The organism is Denitrificimonas caeni DSM 24390, from assembly GCF_000421765.1.
Classification (GTDB): Bacteria; Pseudomonadota; Gammaproteobacteria; order Pseudomonadales; family Pseudomonadaceae; genus Denitrificimonas; species Denitrificimonas caeni.
Window position 1 is genome coordinate 338421 of the sequence record NZ_ATXQ01000001.1, and the last position, 15980, is coordinate 354400.

13 protein-coding genes are annotated in these 15980 nt (G+C 47.7%); 8 read left to right on the top strand and 5 right to left on the bottom strand.

Annotated elements, in window-relative coordinates; all coding sequences use genetic code 11:
* The first annotated feature begins 42 nt into the window (after window positions 1-42).
* Together H591_RS0101570 and H591_RS0101575 are read left to right on the top strand one after the other, a co-directional pair.
* A complete protein-coding gene (locus H591_RS0101570; protein WP_022965185.1) occupies window positions 43-930 on the top strand; it encodes an acyl-CoA dehydrogenase middle domain-containing protein in 888 nt (295 codons plus the stop codon).
* A 61-nt stretch (window positions 931-991) separates the two neighbouring features.
* Window positions 992-1777 (top strand): oxygen-binding di-iron domain-containing protein, encoded by a 786-nt coding sequence (locus tag H591_RS0101575; protein ID WP_022965186.1) that lies wholly within the window; start codon window positions 992-994, stop codon window positions 1775-1777.
* Between the two features lie 95 nt (window positions 1778-1872).
* Here H591_RS0101575 and clpB read toward each other — a convergent pair whose 3' ends face one another.
* On the bottom strand, window positions 1873-4437 hold the full coding sequence (clpB, locus tag H591_RS0101580; protein ID WP_022965187.1) for an ATP-dependent chaperone ClpB: 2565 nt from the start codon (window positions 4435-4437) through the stop codon (window positions 1873-1875).
* Window positions 4438-4982: 545 nt separating this feature from the next.
* Between clpB and H591_RS0101585 the strand changes: the two genes are divergently transcribed.
* The 3 genes from H591_RS0101585 to H591_RS14595 all read left to right on the top strand — a co-directional run bounded on the left by H591_RS0101585 (window position 4983) and on the right by H591_RS14595 (window position 7590).
* Window positions 4983-5246, top strand: coding sequence for a DUF4212 domain-containing protein (locus tag H591_RS0101585; protein WP_022965188.1), 264 nt, complete (start codon window positions 4983-4985; stop codon window positions 5244-5246).
* Between the two features lie 3 nt (window positions 5247-5249).
* The gene (locus H591_RS0101590) at window positions 5250-6992 is read left to right on the top strand and encodes a sodium:solute symporter family protein (protein WP_022965189.1); all 1743 of its coding nucleotides are present in this window, start codon (window positions 5250-5252) and stop codon (window positions 6990-6992) included.
* Window positions 6993-7086: 94 nt separating this feature from the next.
* Window positions 7087-7590 carry a hypothetical protein gene (locus tag H591_RS14595; RefSeq protein ID WP_022965190.1) on the top strand — a complete coding sequence of 168 codons (504 nt, stop codon included), beginning with the start codon at window positions 7087-7089 and terminating at the stop codon, window positions 7588-7590.
* A gap of 43 nt (window positions 7591-7633) precedes the next feature.
* Here the strand turns inward: H591_RS14595 and ruvC are convergent, their stop codons facing one another.
* The 3 genes from ruvC to aspS form a co-directional block, all read right to left on the bottom strand.
* On the bottom strand, window positions 7634-8158 hold the full coding sequence (gene ruvC, locus H591_RS0101600; protein WP_022965191.1) for a crossover junction endodeoxyribonuclease RuvC: 525 nt from the start codon (window positions 8156-8158) through the stop codon (window positions 7634-7636).
* Between the two features lie 129 nt (window positions 8159-8287).
* Window positions 8288-9028 carry a YebC/PmpR family DNA-binding transcriptional regulator gene (locus H591_RS0101605; protein ID WP_022965192.1) on the bottom strand — a complete coding sequence of 247 codons (741 nt, stop codon included), beginning with the start codon at window positions 9026-9028 and terminating at the stop codon, window positions 8288-8290.
* Window positions 9029-9138: 110 nt separating this feature from the next.
* Window positions 9139-10914 carry an aspartate--tRNA ligase gene (aspS, locus tag H591_RS0101610; RefSeq protein ID WP_022965193.1) on the bottom strand — a complete coding sequence of 592 codons (1776 nt, stop codon included), beginning with the start codon at window positions 10912-10914 and terminating at the stop codon, window positions 9139-9141.
* Window positions 10915-11359: 445 nt separating this feature from the next.
* On the opposite strand from aspS, the gene H591_RS16220 reads away from it, so the two are divergent.
* A complete protein-coding gene (locus tag H591_RS16220) occupies window positions 11360-11932 on the top strand; it encodes a cold-shock protein (protein WP_022965194.1) in 573 nt (190 codons plus the stop codon).
* Between the two features lie 71 nt (window positions 11933-12003).
* Here H591_RS16220 and H591_RS0101620 read toward each other — a convergent pair whose 3' ends face one another.
* Entirely contained in the window at window positions 12004-13293 is a 1290-nt protein-coding gene (locus H591_RS0101620) for a Glu/Leu/Phe/Val family dehydrogenase (protein ID WP_022965195.1), read from the bottom strand.
* Window positions 13294-13625: 332 nt separating this feature from the next.
* On the opposite strand from H591_RS0101620, the gene H591_RS0101625 reads away from it, so the two are divergent.
* Both H591_RS0101625 and H591_RS0101630 read left to right on the top strand, forming a co-directional pair.
* Window positions 13626-14732 (top strand): PilT/PilU family type 4a pilus ATPase, encoded by a 1107-nt coding sequence (locus tag H591_RS0101625; RefSeq protein WP_022965196.1) that lies wholly within the window; start codon window positions 13626-13628, stop codon window positions 14730-14732.
* A gap of 115 nt (window positions 14733-14847) precedes the next feature.
* Window positions 14848-15957 carry an NADH:flavin oxidoreductase gene (locus H591_RS0101630; RefSeq protein WP_022965197.1) on the top strand — a complete coding sequence of 370 codons (1110 nt, stop codon included), beginning with the start codon at window positions 14848-14850 and terminating at the stop codon, window positions 15955-15957.
* The last annotated feature ends 23 nt before the right edge of the window (window positions 15958-15980 follow it).

Here is a 15980-nt window from a genome sequence, read left to right on the forward strand (position 1 = left end):
CTTCGACACTTATCCCTTGTTATTCGTTATTAAGGACATTGCATGCACTGGTCTACCCTGCTCGGCCCATTACCGCGCTCGCAACACACAGAGATGAGTAAATGGTTTGCTGAGCTGAGCGAATCCACAGTAGGTACTCAGAGTTGTGAAATGGCGATTTACGGTGGTCGTTTAGCTGCCACTCCAGGCTTAGCTTTTCTCGCCGGTTATCAAGCAGCGTTACGTGCACTTGTCCCTTCGGCGCCGCAGGGCATCGGCGCACTGTGCCTCACCGAGCAAGGTTCCAGCAAAGCTGCTGATATGCAGACGCGGCTACTTGATGGCCATATCACCGGACGCAAAGACTTTGTCATCGGCGGCAATGCCGCCCAATGGTTGATTATCCTTGCCCGCGACGAAGCAGATCAGCAAGCGCCCCACCTCACTGCGGTATTAGTCGCAACCGTAAACACAGGTGTAACTCTGCAACCTGGTCCTAGACTGGCGATGCTGCCAGATATGCCACACAGCTCAGTTCAATTTCAGCAGGCTCAGTGCCAGGTATTAGCCGGTGATGGCTGGAATGATTACAGCAAAGCCTTTCGCACACTTGAAGATGCGCATGTGTTAGCCGCCTTGTGCGCTTGGTTATATGGACAAAGCCTGCTCGATCAATGGCCACAAGAGTTGAAGTTACAACTGCTTGGGGTCTTGGCTGGACTGAAAGAAACTCTGCAACAACCGCATACAGAAGCAGCCTCCCATCTATTACTCGCCGGTCTTTTAGCGCAATTTGCCGACTTACAAGCACAGATAACCCAAGCGCTTAATGCTTATTCTTGTCAGACCACAGCACAGGCTTGGCAGCGCGATAAAGCAATATTAGAGATTGCACGCAGTGCGCGTATGCGACGATTGGAGGTTGCAAAAAACGCACTGGGGTTGATATAAATCAGTTCTAACCCGTACAGCACTGGCATAGTCCCGCTTTATTTTAATAAGTGAGTTTATTATGCGTCGTGAGCCTATTGTGTTATTTGATAATGGCAGTCATCAGTGCCTGATGTTTGATGACTTAGTCACTGGCGATGGCATCCAGTCCAACCAGTTTTTAATCACTGATAGCGGCCAATCCTTGCTGCTCGATCCGGGCGGTGATCTGACCTATACACCGCTCTCGATGGAGTTATCCAAGTGCATTAGCTTGCAGGATTTGACTTACATTTTTGCCTCTCACCAAGACCCGGACATTATTGCGGCGCTAGATAAATGGTTGTTACATACCAAAGCTAAAGTCATTACCTCAAAGTTATGGGCACGTTTTTTACCCCATTTGACAGCTGGTTATTTAACCGTCAGCCACGGCATTTCAACTAGCGAGCGGGTGATTGCTCTTCCTGATCAAGGCTCGGTTTTCTCCCTAGGTAAAAGTAAACTAAAAGCAATTCCTGCACATTTTTTGCACTCCGTGGGCAATTTTCAGCTCTATGACCCAACCAGCAAAATCCTTTTTTCCGGGGACATGGGCGCCTCACTTTTAGATGATGCACAGCCGGTCAGCAACTTTGCCGATCACATCTCATCTATGGAAGGCTTTCACCGCCGCTATATGGTCAGTAAGAAAGTGACCCATTTGTGGGCCAATATGGTTCGTGAAATGGATGTCGAAATGATTGTTCCGCAACATGGTCGTTCATTTAAAGGCAAAGAAATGATCAATGCTTTTTTAACCTGGGTGGAAAGTTTCGACTGTGGCATTGATCTACTACAGCAACAAAATTACCGTGAGCCTAAATAAACACTGCTCATGTGCTGGGCTCTCAAAAATTAAGTTTCATAACAAAAAACGCAACCCGAAGGTTGCGTTTTTTGTTGCTAGTACAGCGTTAGCATTTACTTAAAGACAATTTCACCGTCTTCAACCAACGCCTGAATGGTTCGGCCAGGTTCAAACTCACCGGACAAAATTTGCTGCGCCAGTGGGTTTTCGATCCAGCGTTGAATCGCCCGCTTCAATGGTCGTGCACCATAAATCGGATCATAACCTTCAGCCACAAGTTTCTCGAGCGCCTCTGGCGTCAACTCAAAGCGCAGTTCACGCTCAGCCAAACGCTTACGTAGTCGACCCAACTGAATATCAGCGATACCGGCAATCTGTTCAGTACCCAATGGCTCAAAGATTACTAATTCATCAATACGGTTAATAAACTCTGGACGGAAGTGTGAACCTACCGCATCCATCACTGCCGCACGTTGAGCTTCACGATCACCCATCATCTCCTGAATCTGCACAGAACCTAAGTTCGAGGTCATCACCACCACGGTGTTACGGAAATCTACCGTACGCCCTTGGCTGTCGGTTAAGCGGCCATCATCCAGCACCTGTAGCAGTACGTTAAATACATCAGGGTGAGCTTTCTCAACCTCATCCATCAATACCACTGAGTAGGGCTTGCGGCGCACTGCTTCAGTTAAATAACCGCCCTCTTCATAGCCAACATAACCTGGGGGCGCACCAATCAAGCGTGCCACCGAGTGCTTCTCCATAAACTCCGACATATCAATGCGAATCAACGCATCTTCGGTATCAAATAAGAACTCAGCCAATGCTTTACACAGCTCAGTTTTACCCACACCGGTTGGGCCTAAGAACAAGAAAGAACCGCTTGGACGATCAGGGTCAGATAAGCCCGCGCGTGAACGACGCACGGCGTTGGATACTGCCGTCACGGCTTCATTCTGGCCAATCACCCGCGTATGCAGGAGATCTTCCATTTTCAGCAGCTTATCGCGCTCGCCTTCCAGCATTTTCGAAACTGGGATACCAGTCCACTTCGAGACCACATCGGCAATTTCTTCATCGGTGACTTTATTGCGCAGCAACTGGTTTTCCACTTTACTATTTTGATCAACCATTTCTAGGCTGCGCTCCAAATCTGGAATCACACCATATTGCAGTTCAGCGGTACGGTTAAGATCGCCTTTACGACGCGCCAACTCCATCTCTTGTCGAGCCTGTTCAATTTTTTGCTGCAGTTGTGCCGAGCCCTGTACTTCAGATTTTTCAGCCTTCCAAATTTCTTCTAAATCCGCGTATTCGCGCTCCAACTCAGCAATTTCTTCTTTGAGTTTTTCCAGACGTTTAATCGTCGCCGCATCATCTTCTTTCTTCAGTGCTTCACGCTCAATTTTTAATTGAATCAGACGACGCTCTAAACGATCCAAAGCTTCAGGCTTAGAGTCAATTTCCATGCGGATCATACTGGCCGCTTCATCAATCAAGTCGATGGCCTTATCCGGCAATTGGCGATCAGCAATATAACGGTGCGAAAGCTTTGCCGCGGCGATAATTGCACCGTCAGTAATAGTCACACCGTGGTGTACTTCATAACGCTCTTTTAAGCCGCGCAAGATAGCAATGGTGTCTTCCTCAGTTGGCTCGTCCACTTGAACTTTTTGGAAACGACGCTCCAGTGCTGCATCTTTCTCAATGTACTGACGGTACTCATCTAAAGTCGTGGCACCCACACAGTGCAACTCACCACGCGCCAGCGCAGGCTTAAGCATATTACCGGCATCCATCGCACCTTCGCCTTTACCTGCACCGACCATGGTGTGTAACTCATCAATAAACAGAATGATCTGGCCTTCTTGTTTGGCCACTTCATTGAGCAAAGCTTTCAAACGTTCTTCAAACTCACCACGGTATTTAGCACCCGCAATCAGCGCACCCATGTCCAATGACAAGAGACGTTTGCTTTTTAAACCATCCGGCACTTCACCATTAATAATGCGCTGCGCTAAACCCTCCGCAATCGCTGTTTTACCCACACCAGGCTCCCCAATCAAAACTGGGTTGTTTTTGGTGCGCCGTTGCAACACCTGAATGGTTCGACGAATCTCTTCATCACGACCAATCACAGGGTCAAGCTTGCCTTCTTCAGCACGCTTAGTTAAATCAATGGTGTATTTATCCAACGCCTGACGAGCTTGCTCAGCATTTGGATCGTTGACAGCCTCACCACCGCGCAAGTTAGTAATCGCATTCTCTAGCGATTGACGGCTAACGCCTTGCGCTAAAAGAATTTTACCTAAAGTTGTATTCGCATCCATCGCTGCCAGCAACACCAGCTCGCTGGAAATATATTGGTCGCCTTTTTGCTGCGCCAGACGATCGGTTTGATTGAGTAAACGTGCCAAATCTTGCGACATAGAGATATCGCCAGTAGGGTTTTGCAACTTTGCCAACTGATCCAGACTTTTGGTCAGTGCTTCACGCAAGCTTTTTACATCAAAACCCACTTGCATTAGCAAAGGACGAATGGCACCACCTTGTTGATCAAGCAATGCCGACATCAAGTGCAGCGGTTCAATGGATGAATGGTCGAGCCCAATTGCTAATGACTGTGCATCTGACAGTGCAAGTTGTAGCTGGCTAGTAAATCGATCAATTCGCATAATTCTTAATCCTCATAATTAATACGGTGAGTCGGGTCATCAGCCGTTGGCAACCTACACTCACTCTCATGCTTTATATAATGTAGGTGATTGTTAAGATTTCAAGCGGTTTCCTACAATAAATTTAGCCTACACCCGCAACAGCCAAATCAGCTCATTTGAATAAAAATTATTTTTAACGACAGTAAAGTAGATATTTTTAACCCTAAAAATTATTTTTTAAAAAATATAAAAACACTTAATTTAAATCTTCACCTATATGAAATATAGAAAATAAACACGAAAACAAAATCCTCATCTGAGAAAACAATTAAAAACCTCAAGAAAATCTCTATACGTTAGTTGCATTGCAACAAAAAAAGCTCATTTAAATAAATATAAAAAAACATAAGCTATTGATTTTAATAGATAATTTTATATTCTTAAAAATCCATACCAAAGTATAGTCTTCCGTTTTTATTTATTTTTAGCATAGTGGAAGTCGTATATTTCTCTGTAATGAGAATTATCCATATTCTAAATACAATAAATGGAGAGCAGTTGTCATGACTGATTCTAAAGAAGCATCAAACAAAGCCTATTGGTCGGCTAACGTGCGGCTGATTATTATCACGCTCTGTATCTGGGCTACGGTGTCCTATGGTTTCGGAATGCTACTGCGTCCCTGGCTCATGGGTATTCATATCGGTGGCGCAGACATGGGCTTCTGGTTTGCCCAGCAAGGCTCAATTTACACATTCGTAGTTTTGATCTTTTTCTATGCTTGGAAAATGAACAGGCTCGATAAAAAATTCGGCTTGGAGGAGTAAACTATGAGTCAATTCATGATCAACATGCTGTTTGTTGCCGGCTCTTTCGCAATCTATACTTGGATTGCGATTTGGGCACGTGCCAAATCTACTCGCGAGTTTTATATCGCCGGTGGTGAAGTGCACCCGGTAATGAACGGCATGGCCACGGCGGCTGACTGGCTTTCAGCAGCATCCTTTATCTCGGTTGCCGGTCTGATTTCAGTCGGTTACGTCAACTCTTCCTTTATCCTTGGCTGGACCGGTGGCTATGTACTCTTAGCTACTTTACTAGCGCCTTACCTGCGTCGTTTCGGTAAATATACGGTACCGGATTTCGTAGGTTCACGTTATGACAGTAAAACTGCGCGCTTAGTGGCGGTGGTTTGCTTGATTATGATTTCACTGACCTATGTGATCGGTCAAATGACCGGTGCCGGCGTTGCTTTTGCTCGCTTCTTAGAAGTAAGCAGCACGATGGGACTGATCATCTCGGCAGTGGTAGTGTTCTTCTACGCAGTATTGGGCGGCATGAAAGGGGTGACTTACACACAAGTAGCTCAGTACATTGTATTGATTCTTGCTTTCACCATTCCTGCTATTTATCTGTCGCTACAAATGACAGGACATTTCCTACCACAAGTCGGTTTTGTCGGTGATGTGGCTGGTACAAGTGAGCCTTTGTTGCATAAGCTAAATGCTGTGGTACGTGACCTTGGTTTCCAAGATTACACCGCTGACGTAGAAAACAAATGGAACATGTTCCTGTTCACCTTAACCTTAATGGTGGGTACTGCTGGCTTACCACACGTCATCATTCGCTTCTTTACTGTGCCAAAAATCTCTGACGCACGCTGGTCTGCAGGTTGGGCATTAGTGTTTATCGCTCTGTTCTACACCACTGCGCCACCGCTGGCCGGCATGGCACGCTTGAACTTGCTGGATGCTATTTATCCAGGTGAGACTTCAGAAGATTCTCTAGTGTACGCTGAGCGTCCTGAGTGGTTCGAAAAGTGGGAGCTCACGGGTCTATTGACTTTCGAAGACAAAAACAACGACGGTCGCATTCAGTACTACAATGACAAGAACGTTGAGTTCAATGAAACCACCGCTGTTGAGCGTGGCTGGGCAGGTAATGAGCTCACCATCAACAACGATATCTTGGTTTTGGCGCTGCCTGAAATTGGTAACATGCCAGGTTGGATTGTTGGTTTGATGGCCGCGGGCGGTATTGCCGCTGCACTGTCGACAGCATCGGGCCTGCTCTTAGCCATCTCTTCTGCGGTCAGCCATGACTTGATTAAAAACACCCTGTTCCCGAGTATTTCCGATAAAGCAGAAATGCTAGCGGCACGGATATCCATGGTGGGGGCGATCTTGATTGCCACCTGGCTGGGAATCAATCCGCCTGGGTTCGCCGCGCAAACGGTGGCTCTAGCGTTCGGAATGGCGGCTTCTTCCATTTTCCCAACGCTGATGATGGGTATTTTCTTCAAGCGGATTAACGCTAAAGGTGCGGTAGCCGGTATGAGCATTGGTGCACTATTCACCATCTGCTATATCTTTATGTACCTTGGCTGGTTCTTTATTCCGGGCACCAACACCTTCCCGAACACACCTGAGTTCTGGATCATGGGTATTTCCCCACTGTCCATCGGTTGTATCGGTGCATTGATCAACTTTATCGTTGCAATCTCTGTATCCTATGCAACAGAAGAACCTTCAGAAGAGATCCAAAAAATGGTTGAAAGTGTTCGTTACCCTTAATAAGGCAATGAATACACTGATCAATTAGTTATTGGTGATCAACAACAAAGTGGGCTTCCTTATGGAGGCCCTCTTTTTATCTAGAGTACTGTGTATGATTTGGCATTTGCTTGCAGTTTTTATTATCGGTTTGTGTGTAGGCGCTTTTGCTTTTGCACTGAGAAAACTCAGTCGCAACAAGCTGCCTTCATGGATTATTCCTGTGTGCGCAGGTATCGGCATGCTCAGCTATTTAGCTTATTACGATTACAATTGGTTTTCCTTAAAACGCGGCCAACTCCCAGCGGAATCGGTGATTACTGAACAGGGTCGAGCTAGCAATTTCTTTAGACCTTGGAGCTACGTTTTGCCTTCTGTTTCATCCTTTGTTGTGCTGGACGGCAAAGTCAGAGAGACTCGTCAAGATGGGCAGCGACTGGTTGAATATATTCGCTACGAATTTATCAACGATTATATTGAGCGTTTAGAGAGCCAGCCGTATGTGCTCAATTGCACAACCGGCGAGCAGCTACAAGTGCCACAAAACAGCAAGCCAGCAACAAGCAAAGTAGAATTTGTCGCCCGTGACAGTATTTTATACAAACAACTCTGTCACTGATTCGATTAGATTAGATATCTCAATAGGGCTGCAGAGATGCAGCTTAGAGACTCAATCGCCCCCCTCGCAACTTCGCCGCAGATAAACCATGCGGTAGTAACGTCTGTCGATGATGAGCATGGCATAACGCAATCGCTAGCGCATCTGAGGCATCAATTTGTGGTTTTTTGGTGAGCTTTAACAAGTGCATGACCATCATTTGCACTTGTTCTTTAGCGGCGCGACCACTCCCAGCAGTCGCTGACTTCACTTGTGTGGCGCTGTATTCAGATACCGCAAGGCCAGCTTGTGCCCCCGCCACAATTGCTGCACCACGGGCCTGCCCTAGTTTTAACGCCGAATCAGCATTGCGTGCCATAAACACTTGTTCAATACCCATGGTCACTGGCTGATAGGTTTGAATGATCTCGCTGACCCCTGCAAACACTGCATTGAGGCGCTCTGGTAGCTCCCCTGTGCCTGTTCGTATACAACCTGAGGCAACGTACTCGCAGCCACGTCCAGTATCGCGAATGATGCCGTAGCCGGTGATTCTCGAGCCTGGGTCAATGCCTAAAATAAGCGTCATCTGGGCAGCCTTTGTTCGCGTGTTAACGCAGTGTGTTAAGTGTGCAGCCATACTACACACCAATAAAAAACCTCTGGGCCCGTATATACAAGCAACCAGAGGTTTAGACAGTGCGGTGCAAACCTAAGCTTAGAGTTGCTCCATCACATCATCTGGAATTTCTGCATTCGAATAAACGTTTTGCACGTCATCCAAATCTTCTAACGCATCAATCAAGCGCATGACCTTTTCTGCGCCCTCTAAATCCAATTCCGCTGTCATGGTCGGAATCATTGTTACTTCCGCTTCTTCTGCTACAAAACCTGCAGCAGTGAGGGCTTCGCTGACACTGATAAAATCAACAAAGCTGGTGAGCACCTCAACCGAGCCATCATCATTGATCACGATATCATCCGCACCAAGCTCTAACGCAGCATCCATCAAGGCTTCTTCATCGACGCCTGGCGCATAGCAAATCTGCCCTTTGCGTTCAAACAAATAAGCCACAGAACCATCGGTACCAAGGTTGCCGCCGTACTTATTAAACGCATGACGAATCTCAGCAGCGGTGCGGTTACGGTTGTCGGTCATGGTTTCTACAAAGACTGCTACGCCATTGGGTGCATAACCCTCGTAAGCCAACTCTTCAACGTTATCGCCATCGGCTCCGCCAACACCACGAGCAATAGCACGGTCAATGGTATCGCGGGTCATATTGGCGCTCAGCGCTTTATCAACGGCTAAACGTAAACGTGGATTATCGGCAGGCACACCACCTTGTTTCGCAGCAACGGTCAATTCACGAATCAATTTCGTGAAAATTTTACCGCGCTTATTATCTTGACGCTCTTTGCGGTGCTTAATATTTGCCCACTTGGAATGCCCAGCCATAACAACTCCCGTTTTATCTCTGTACTGTCGGTAACTCGGCGTTGCCTTTGACTGTACTGCAGGACTGATTCAGCACACCGCAGTACAGCGCAACGCCACTCTGGATACTATTACTCAGCCTTTGGCTGCTCACGCAAGCGGATATGCAAATCACGCAATGCCGTGGCATCAACCGTGCCTGGTGCTTGCGTCATGACACAGGCAGCACTTTGCGTTTTCGGGAAGGCAATCACTTCACGAATCGACTGCGCGCCAGTCATCAGCATCACTAAACGGTCCAAACCGAAGGCCAAACCACCGTGCGGTGGCGCACCGTACTTAAGCGCATCGAGCAAGAAGCCAAACTTTTCTTGCTGCTCGGCTGCTTCAATACCGAGAATCTCAAATACAGTTTGTTGCATGGTACGGTCGTGAATACGAATAGAACCACCGCCCAACTCAGTACCATTAAGAACCATGTCGTAAGCGCGTGACAACGCAACGCTTGGATTAGCACGCAACTCTTCAGCTGAGCATTTTGGCGCAGTGAATGGGTGGTGAATCGCCGTCAACGAACCATCGTCGTTGCTTTCAAACATTGGGAAATCAATGACCCACATCGGCGCCCACTTGCAGGTCAGCAAGTCTAAGTCGTGACCGATACGGATACGCAGTGCGCCCAGTGCATCGCTGACAATCTGTGCTTTATCCGCACCGAAGAAGACGATATCGCCATCGACTGCACCAACGCGATCCAGAATGGTATTGAGGTTGTCTTCTGGAATAAATTTAACAATCGGCGACTGTAAACCTTCCGCACCTTTTGCACGCTCATTGACTTTAATGTAAGCCAAGCCACGCGCGCCGTAGTTGCTCACATACTTGGTGTACTCATCAATTTTACCGCGCGCCATGCTGCCAGCACCTGGCACACGCAACGCAGCAACTCGGCCTTTTGGATCATTGGCGGGGCCACTGAACACTTTAAAATCAACGCCAGTTAACTGATCAGCCACGTCGACTAATTCCAGCGGAATACGCAAGTCTGGCTTATCGGAACCAAAGCGGCGCATCGCCTCTGCATAAGTCATGTGCGGGAACTCAGCAAACTCGACATCCAGCACATCTTTAAACAGCTGACGCACCATGGTTTCGGTGATGGACATAATGTCCGCCTCATCCATAAAGCTGGTTTCAATATCAATCTGAGTGAATTCTGGCTGACGGTCGGCGCGCAAGTCTTCATCACGGAAACATTTGGCGATTTGGTAGTAACGGTCAACACCGGCCACCATCAACAACTGTTTAAACAACTGTGGTGATTGCGGTAAAGCAAAGAAGCTGCCGGCATGGGTACGACTAGGAACTAAATAGTCGCGCGCGCCTTCAGGAGTGGCGCGAGTCAGAATCGGCGTTTCCACATCAAGAAAGCCGTTGTCATCTAAATAACGACGAATACTTGTGGTAACGCGTGAGCGCAGCTTTAATTTAGCGGCCATTTCTGGACGACGTAAGTCGATAAAGCGATAACGCAAACGGGTTTCTTCACCGACATCCGAATGCTCATGCAATGGGAAAGGCGTGGTTTCCGCTTGGTTAAGCACTTCTAAATCAGTGGCAATCACTTCAATGGCGCCGCTCGGCATATTAGGATTGACCGCGCCATCTGGACGTGGATTAACCACACCCGTTACTTTTACCACATATTCGCTGCGCACTCGGTCAGCTGTCGCGAAAATATCTGCTTGTTCTGGATTAAAAACAACTTGAGCTAAGCCTTCACGATCACGGATATCGAGGAAAATCACGCCACCGTGGTCGCGACGACGGTGTACCCAACCGCAAAGAGTAACGGTTTGCCCGTTAAGGGATTCGTTTAAGTGTCCGCAATAGTGGCTGCGCATCATGATGGTGTTCGCTTCCTAGAAAATGTGAAATAACCGACACCCGTTAAGCGGCACTACAGCATGCAGTCGCATCAACGCGAAGGTATCGCAGAAAACCTTGATTATATAGCCTAAGCGCGCTAACGGCTACGGTCGTTCTAATACGGCCACGCTTGAGCCACATTAAAACTCTGTAAACCCTTATAGAGAAGCTAGAAAGCGAAGAAAACCTCTATCATCAGCTATAGATTTGTCAGATTGTTCACAGTGTCAGCCTGTCTCTTTTCGATTGTCGACTATAGTTGTTTGAGTCATCACTGTGTTTGCTGTTTAATAAGAGGATAGTGCCTAAGATTTTTATCCTAAATCACTTAGACACGACAACAACTTGGCTAACTGAACCAGTTGTACTTGTAGTCGGTCTTCTTAATCTATCGTGTTTCTTATCAAGGTGAGTCCATTGCATATGTTAAAAATTGTTCATTTATTTACTGGCGCCGGAGCACTGCTGCTCTCTCTTATCCTCCCCAGCCAAAACCCACAATCCGTTTTACTCCTCGCATCTTTCGCGTTAGCAAACCTATTAATCGCTCCTATCTTGCCAACGTGGGCGCGTGGTGGTCGTCGTCAACTGCAAGGTTTAGTGTCTGCTTTAGTCGTTGTAGCGACGGCAATGCAAGCAGTATTCATACTCAGCGGCACAGAGGGTAATGCCTTATTTAGCCTAGCGACATTGCTTGCCGCAGCGGTAATACACTTGGCGCTGAACCTGCGCAAAGTCAGCACGAAAAGCGCACCGTTGTCGCAAGACCTCAGCGACCGCGAGACAGGTACAGTGAAATGGTTTAACACCTCAAAAGGTTTTGGCTTTATTTCCCGCGATTCCGGTGATGATATTTTTGTGCACTTTCGCGCTATTCGTGGTGAAGGCCATCGCGTCTTGGTCGAAGGCCAACGTGTTGAGTTCACCGTGATGGACCGTGACAAAGGTTTACAAGCTGAAGACGTGATTGCTGCGCTTCCTGACGAACGCAACTAATTTAATCACGAAACAAAAAAGGCCTTCATTACGAAGGCCTTTTTTATGCATGTTAGAAAAGCATTAGCAGATCACGGATAGAGACCACGCAACTGACGCGCCTCTAAGATTCGCGTGCAGGCGGTAATGAAGGCTGCGGTGCGCAAGGATACGCCATGCTCACTCGCGGTTGCCGACACCGAGTTATAAGCATTGCTCATAATCGTTTCTAGACGCTGATTGATTTCTTCTTCGCTCCAGTAGAAACATGAAGCGTTTTGCACCCACTCAAAGTAGCTGACTGTCACACCGCCGGCATTGGCCAACACATCTGGAACAATCACCACGCCCTTCTGATTCAGAATATCATCAGCTTCTGGCGTGGTTGGACCATTGGCGCCTTCAACAATAATGCGTGCACGTACTGTCTCTGCGTTGTCTTTAGTAATCTGCCCTTCTAAAGCAGCAGGAATCAAAATATCTGTTTCAATCGCCCAGAACTCATCTGCAGCAATCGCTGTGGTATTGGCTGCGCCACCCACACCACCGGTCTGCTGTACATGCTCAAGTAACGCAGGCACATCTAAACCGTTGGCATCATAGATAGTGCCAGTATGATCTTGTACAGCAACAATTTTAGCACCGACTTCAGTGAATAAGCGCGCAGCAGTGCCGCCCACGTTACCAAAGCCTTGAATACTGATGCGTACGCCCTGCAAGTCGATGCCTGCATCTTTGGCTGCTGCCACACCGACAATAAACACACCGCGACCAGTGGCTTCAACGCGGCCTAAGCTGCCACCCAAAGCGATAGGCTTACCGGTGACAATACCCGGCTGAGTTGCACCCGCATGCATCGAGTAGGTGTCCATCATCCACGCCATGGTTTGTGCATTGGTGTTGACATCAGGACCAGGAATATCTTTATTAACACCAATAATTGAGCTGATCTCATTGGTGTAACGACGGGTTATGCGCTCCATCTCACCTTGCGAGTACTTGCGTGGATCAACACGAATACCGCCTTTAGCACCGCCGTAGGGCAAGCCAACCACAGCAGTTTTCACCGACATCCAGGCAGATAGCGCCATCACTTCAGACAAAGTGACATCTTGGTGATAACGCACACCACCTTTACCTGGCCCACGGTTTAAGCTGTGCTGCACACGATAACCTTCAAAATGAGCAATACTGCCATCATCTAAACGCACAGGCACATCAACTATTAAGCTGCGCTCTGGGTGCTTTAAAGTATCTGTCCACTTACTGAGTTCGCCCATATAAGGTGCAACACGATCCACCTGCTCGAGGAAAATACCCCAAGGTCCTGGATTGTCGGGTGATAAATACGAAGGCAGGTGCGAGGTGATTTGTTGTGGCATGATTTAAACCTTGATCGTTATAAGAATATTGGCCGCCAGCTAAAGTGACCGTACAAAGCCGCGCATTTTAGCGGATAACATCGTGACTGACTCGTCAGAATCTAATATAAATTGTAAATAACGCCAGAAAATGAACAAAACTCTTCAAAAAAACCGCTGAAAGGCGCATGGCTATCGGCATACTTAGCGATTTAGACAATTTCAAGAAACATCATACGAAAACTCTATTAGCATTGCTACTGTATCGTCTATTAACCCGCTAGTATCGGTTGCTATATGCAGCATTTTAGCCAGCGCATGACGCATTTTTCCTAAAAAAATAAGGGTCTGCAATGTCCGCTCACGATGTCTTTCCTTACCTCAACCTTCTCTATGAGCAAGGTGGCTCTGACATGTATTTTAGTGTCGGTGCTGTGCCACAAATGAAAGTAGAGGGTGTGTCGCGAGCCATTGGTAAGCAAGCTTTGCCTGCTTCATCGGTACAGCAAATGGCGTATCAGTTGATGACGCAAAAGCAAATTGCTGATTTCGAACGCGATCTGGAAATGAATCTTGCCGTTGGTGTGCAAAACTCAGGGCGCTTTCGGGTTAACGTGTTTTATCAGCGTGGTGAAGTGTCGATGGTGGTCAGGTACATCAAAAGCGTCATACCGGACTTCACCACCCTAGGCTTGCCGATCATGCTTGAGCGTTTATCGATGCTCAGCCGCGGCTTAATCCTCGTTACCGGAGCAGCAGGCTCAGGCAAGTCAACCACCTTGGCATCGATGTTGGATTATCGGAATACCCATGCTGGTGGTCATATTTTATGCATTGAAGATCCAATTGAATTTTTGCATAAGCATAAACAGTCGGTGGTCAATCAGCGCGAAGTTGGGCTGGATACTCACAGCTTTGCTTCCGCCCTGCATAACGCCTTACGGGAAGCGCCAGACGTCATTATGATTGGCGAGATCCGTGACTTAGACACCATGCAGCATGCTTTGCATTACGCTGAAACAGGTCACTTATGTGTGGCCACCTTACACGCCACCAGCACCACGCATGCCCTAGAGCGTATTGCTCGCTTTTTCCCTGAAGATGCGCGCCGCCAAGTTCTAGCCGATGTTTCGCAAAACCTCGTGGCCATTATTGGTCAACGCTTAATACCGGGGCTTGAACAAAAGCGCGTGGCTGCAATTGAACTGATGCTCGGCACCCCTTACATCAAAGATTTAATTTTACGCGACCAACTTGATGAGCTAAAAAGCGCGATTGCTCGCTCACAAGAACAAGGTCTACAAACCTTTGACCAGCAACTCTATGTGCTCTATAGCGCAGGGCGTATTAGCCTTGATGAAGCATTAAAGTTCGCCGACTCAAAAACTGATCTGACTTTAAAGATCAAATTAGAACGCGGTTTTACCGATGATGGTTCTGACTCCTTTGGAATGTCTTAACCTGTACCACACAGTGCAAAAAGTGACCAACAGCATAACCATAGACGCTCAATAACGTCTTAGTCGATATAAATAGTCACATAATATTTTGCTCAAAATGATTGCGGAGTTTTTAATGAATAACCCAGCACAACTGTTTCAACCTTTCCAAATCGGCCCAGTAAACTTGCCTTCACGCATCGTGATGGCACCGATGACTCGCTCATTTTCTCCAGGCGGCGTACCCAACCCGCTGGTGGTTGAGTATTACCGCAAACGCGCCGCCGCTGGTGTAGGTTTGATTATCACCGAAGGCACCACGGTCAATCATTGCGCAGCAAATGGCTATCCTAATGTGCCGCGCTTTTACGGCGACGATGCGTTAGCTGGCTGGAAAAAAGTAGTGGATGCAGTGCATAGCGCTGGCGGTAAAATCATGCCGCAGCTTTGGCATGTGGGTAATGTCCGTCGCTTAGGCACTGAGCCCGACGCTAGTGTTCCCGGTTACGGGCCGATGGCCAAGCATAAAGATGGCAAAGAAATCGTCCATGGCATGACTCAAGCCGACATTGATGATGTGATTGCCGCCTTTGCCCAAGCGGCTAAAGATGCGCAAGCCATTGGCATGGATGGCGCCGAAATACATGGTGCCCATGGTTACTTAATTGATCAGTTTTTCTGGGAAGGTAGCAACCAGCGCACCGACAACTACGGCGGCAGTATGGCTAACCGTGGTCGTTTTGCAGTAGAAATCATCCAAGCTGTACGCGCGGCGGTTGGCCCTGACTTCCCTATTATCTTCCGTTTCTCACAATGGAAACAGCAAGATTACACTGCACGTCTGGCGCAGAACCCTGAAGAGCTAAAAGCCTTCTTGCAACCTTTAAGCGATGCTGGCGTGGATATTTTCCACTGTTCAACACGTCGCTTCTGGGAGCCTGAGTTTGCTGAGTCTGAACTCAACCTTGCCGGCTGGACCCGCCAACTCACTGGCAAACCAACCATTACCGTTGGCAGTGTTGGCCTTGATGGTAGCGAGTTCACCAGTTTCATGACCAATACTAAAGAAATCGCGCAGCCTGCTAGCTTAGATGCATTATTGGCACGCTTTAGCGCGCAAGAGTTTGATTTAGTAGCGGTTGGTCGTGCTTTACTGGTCGACCCAGAGTGGGCGGAAAAAGTACGCGATGGTCGTCAAGATGAAATCCTGCCATTTAGCCGTAATGCATTAGGCAGTCTTTCTTAAGAGGTTAGATCTACGGTGCGCGC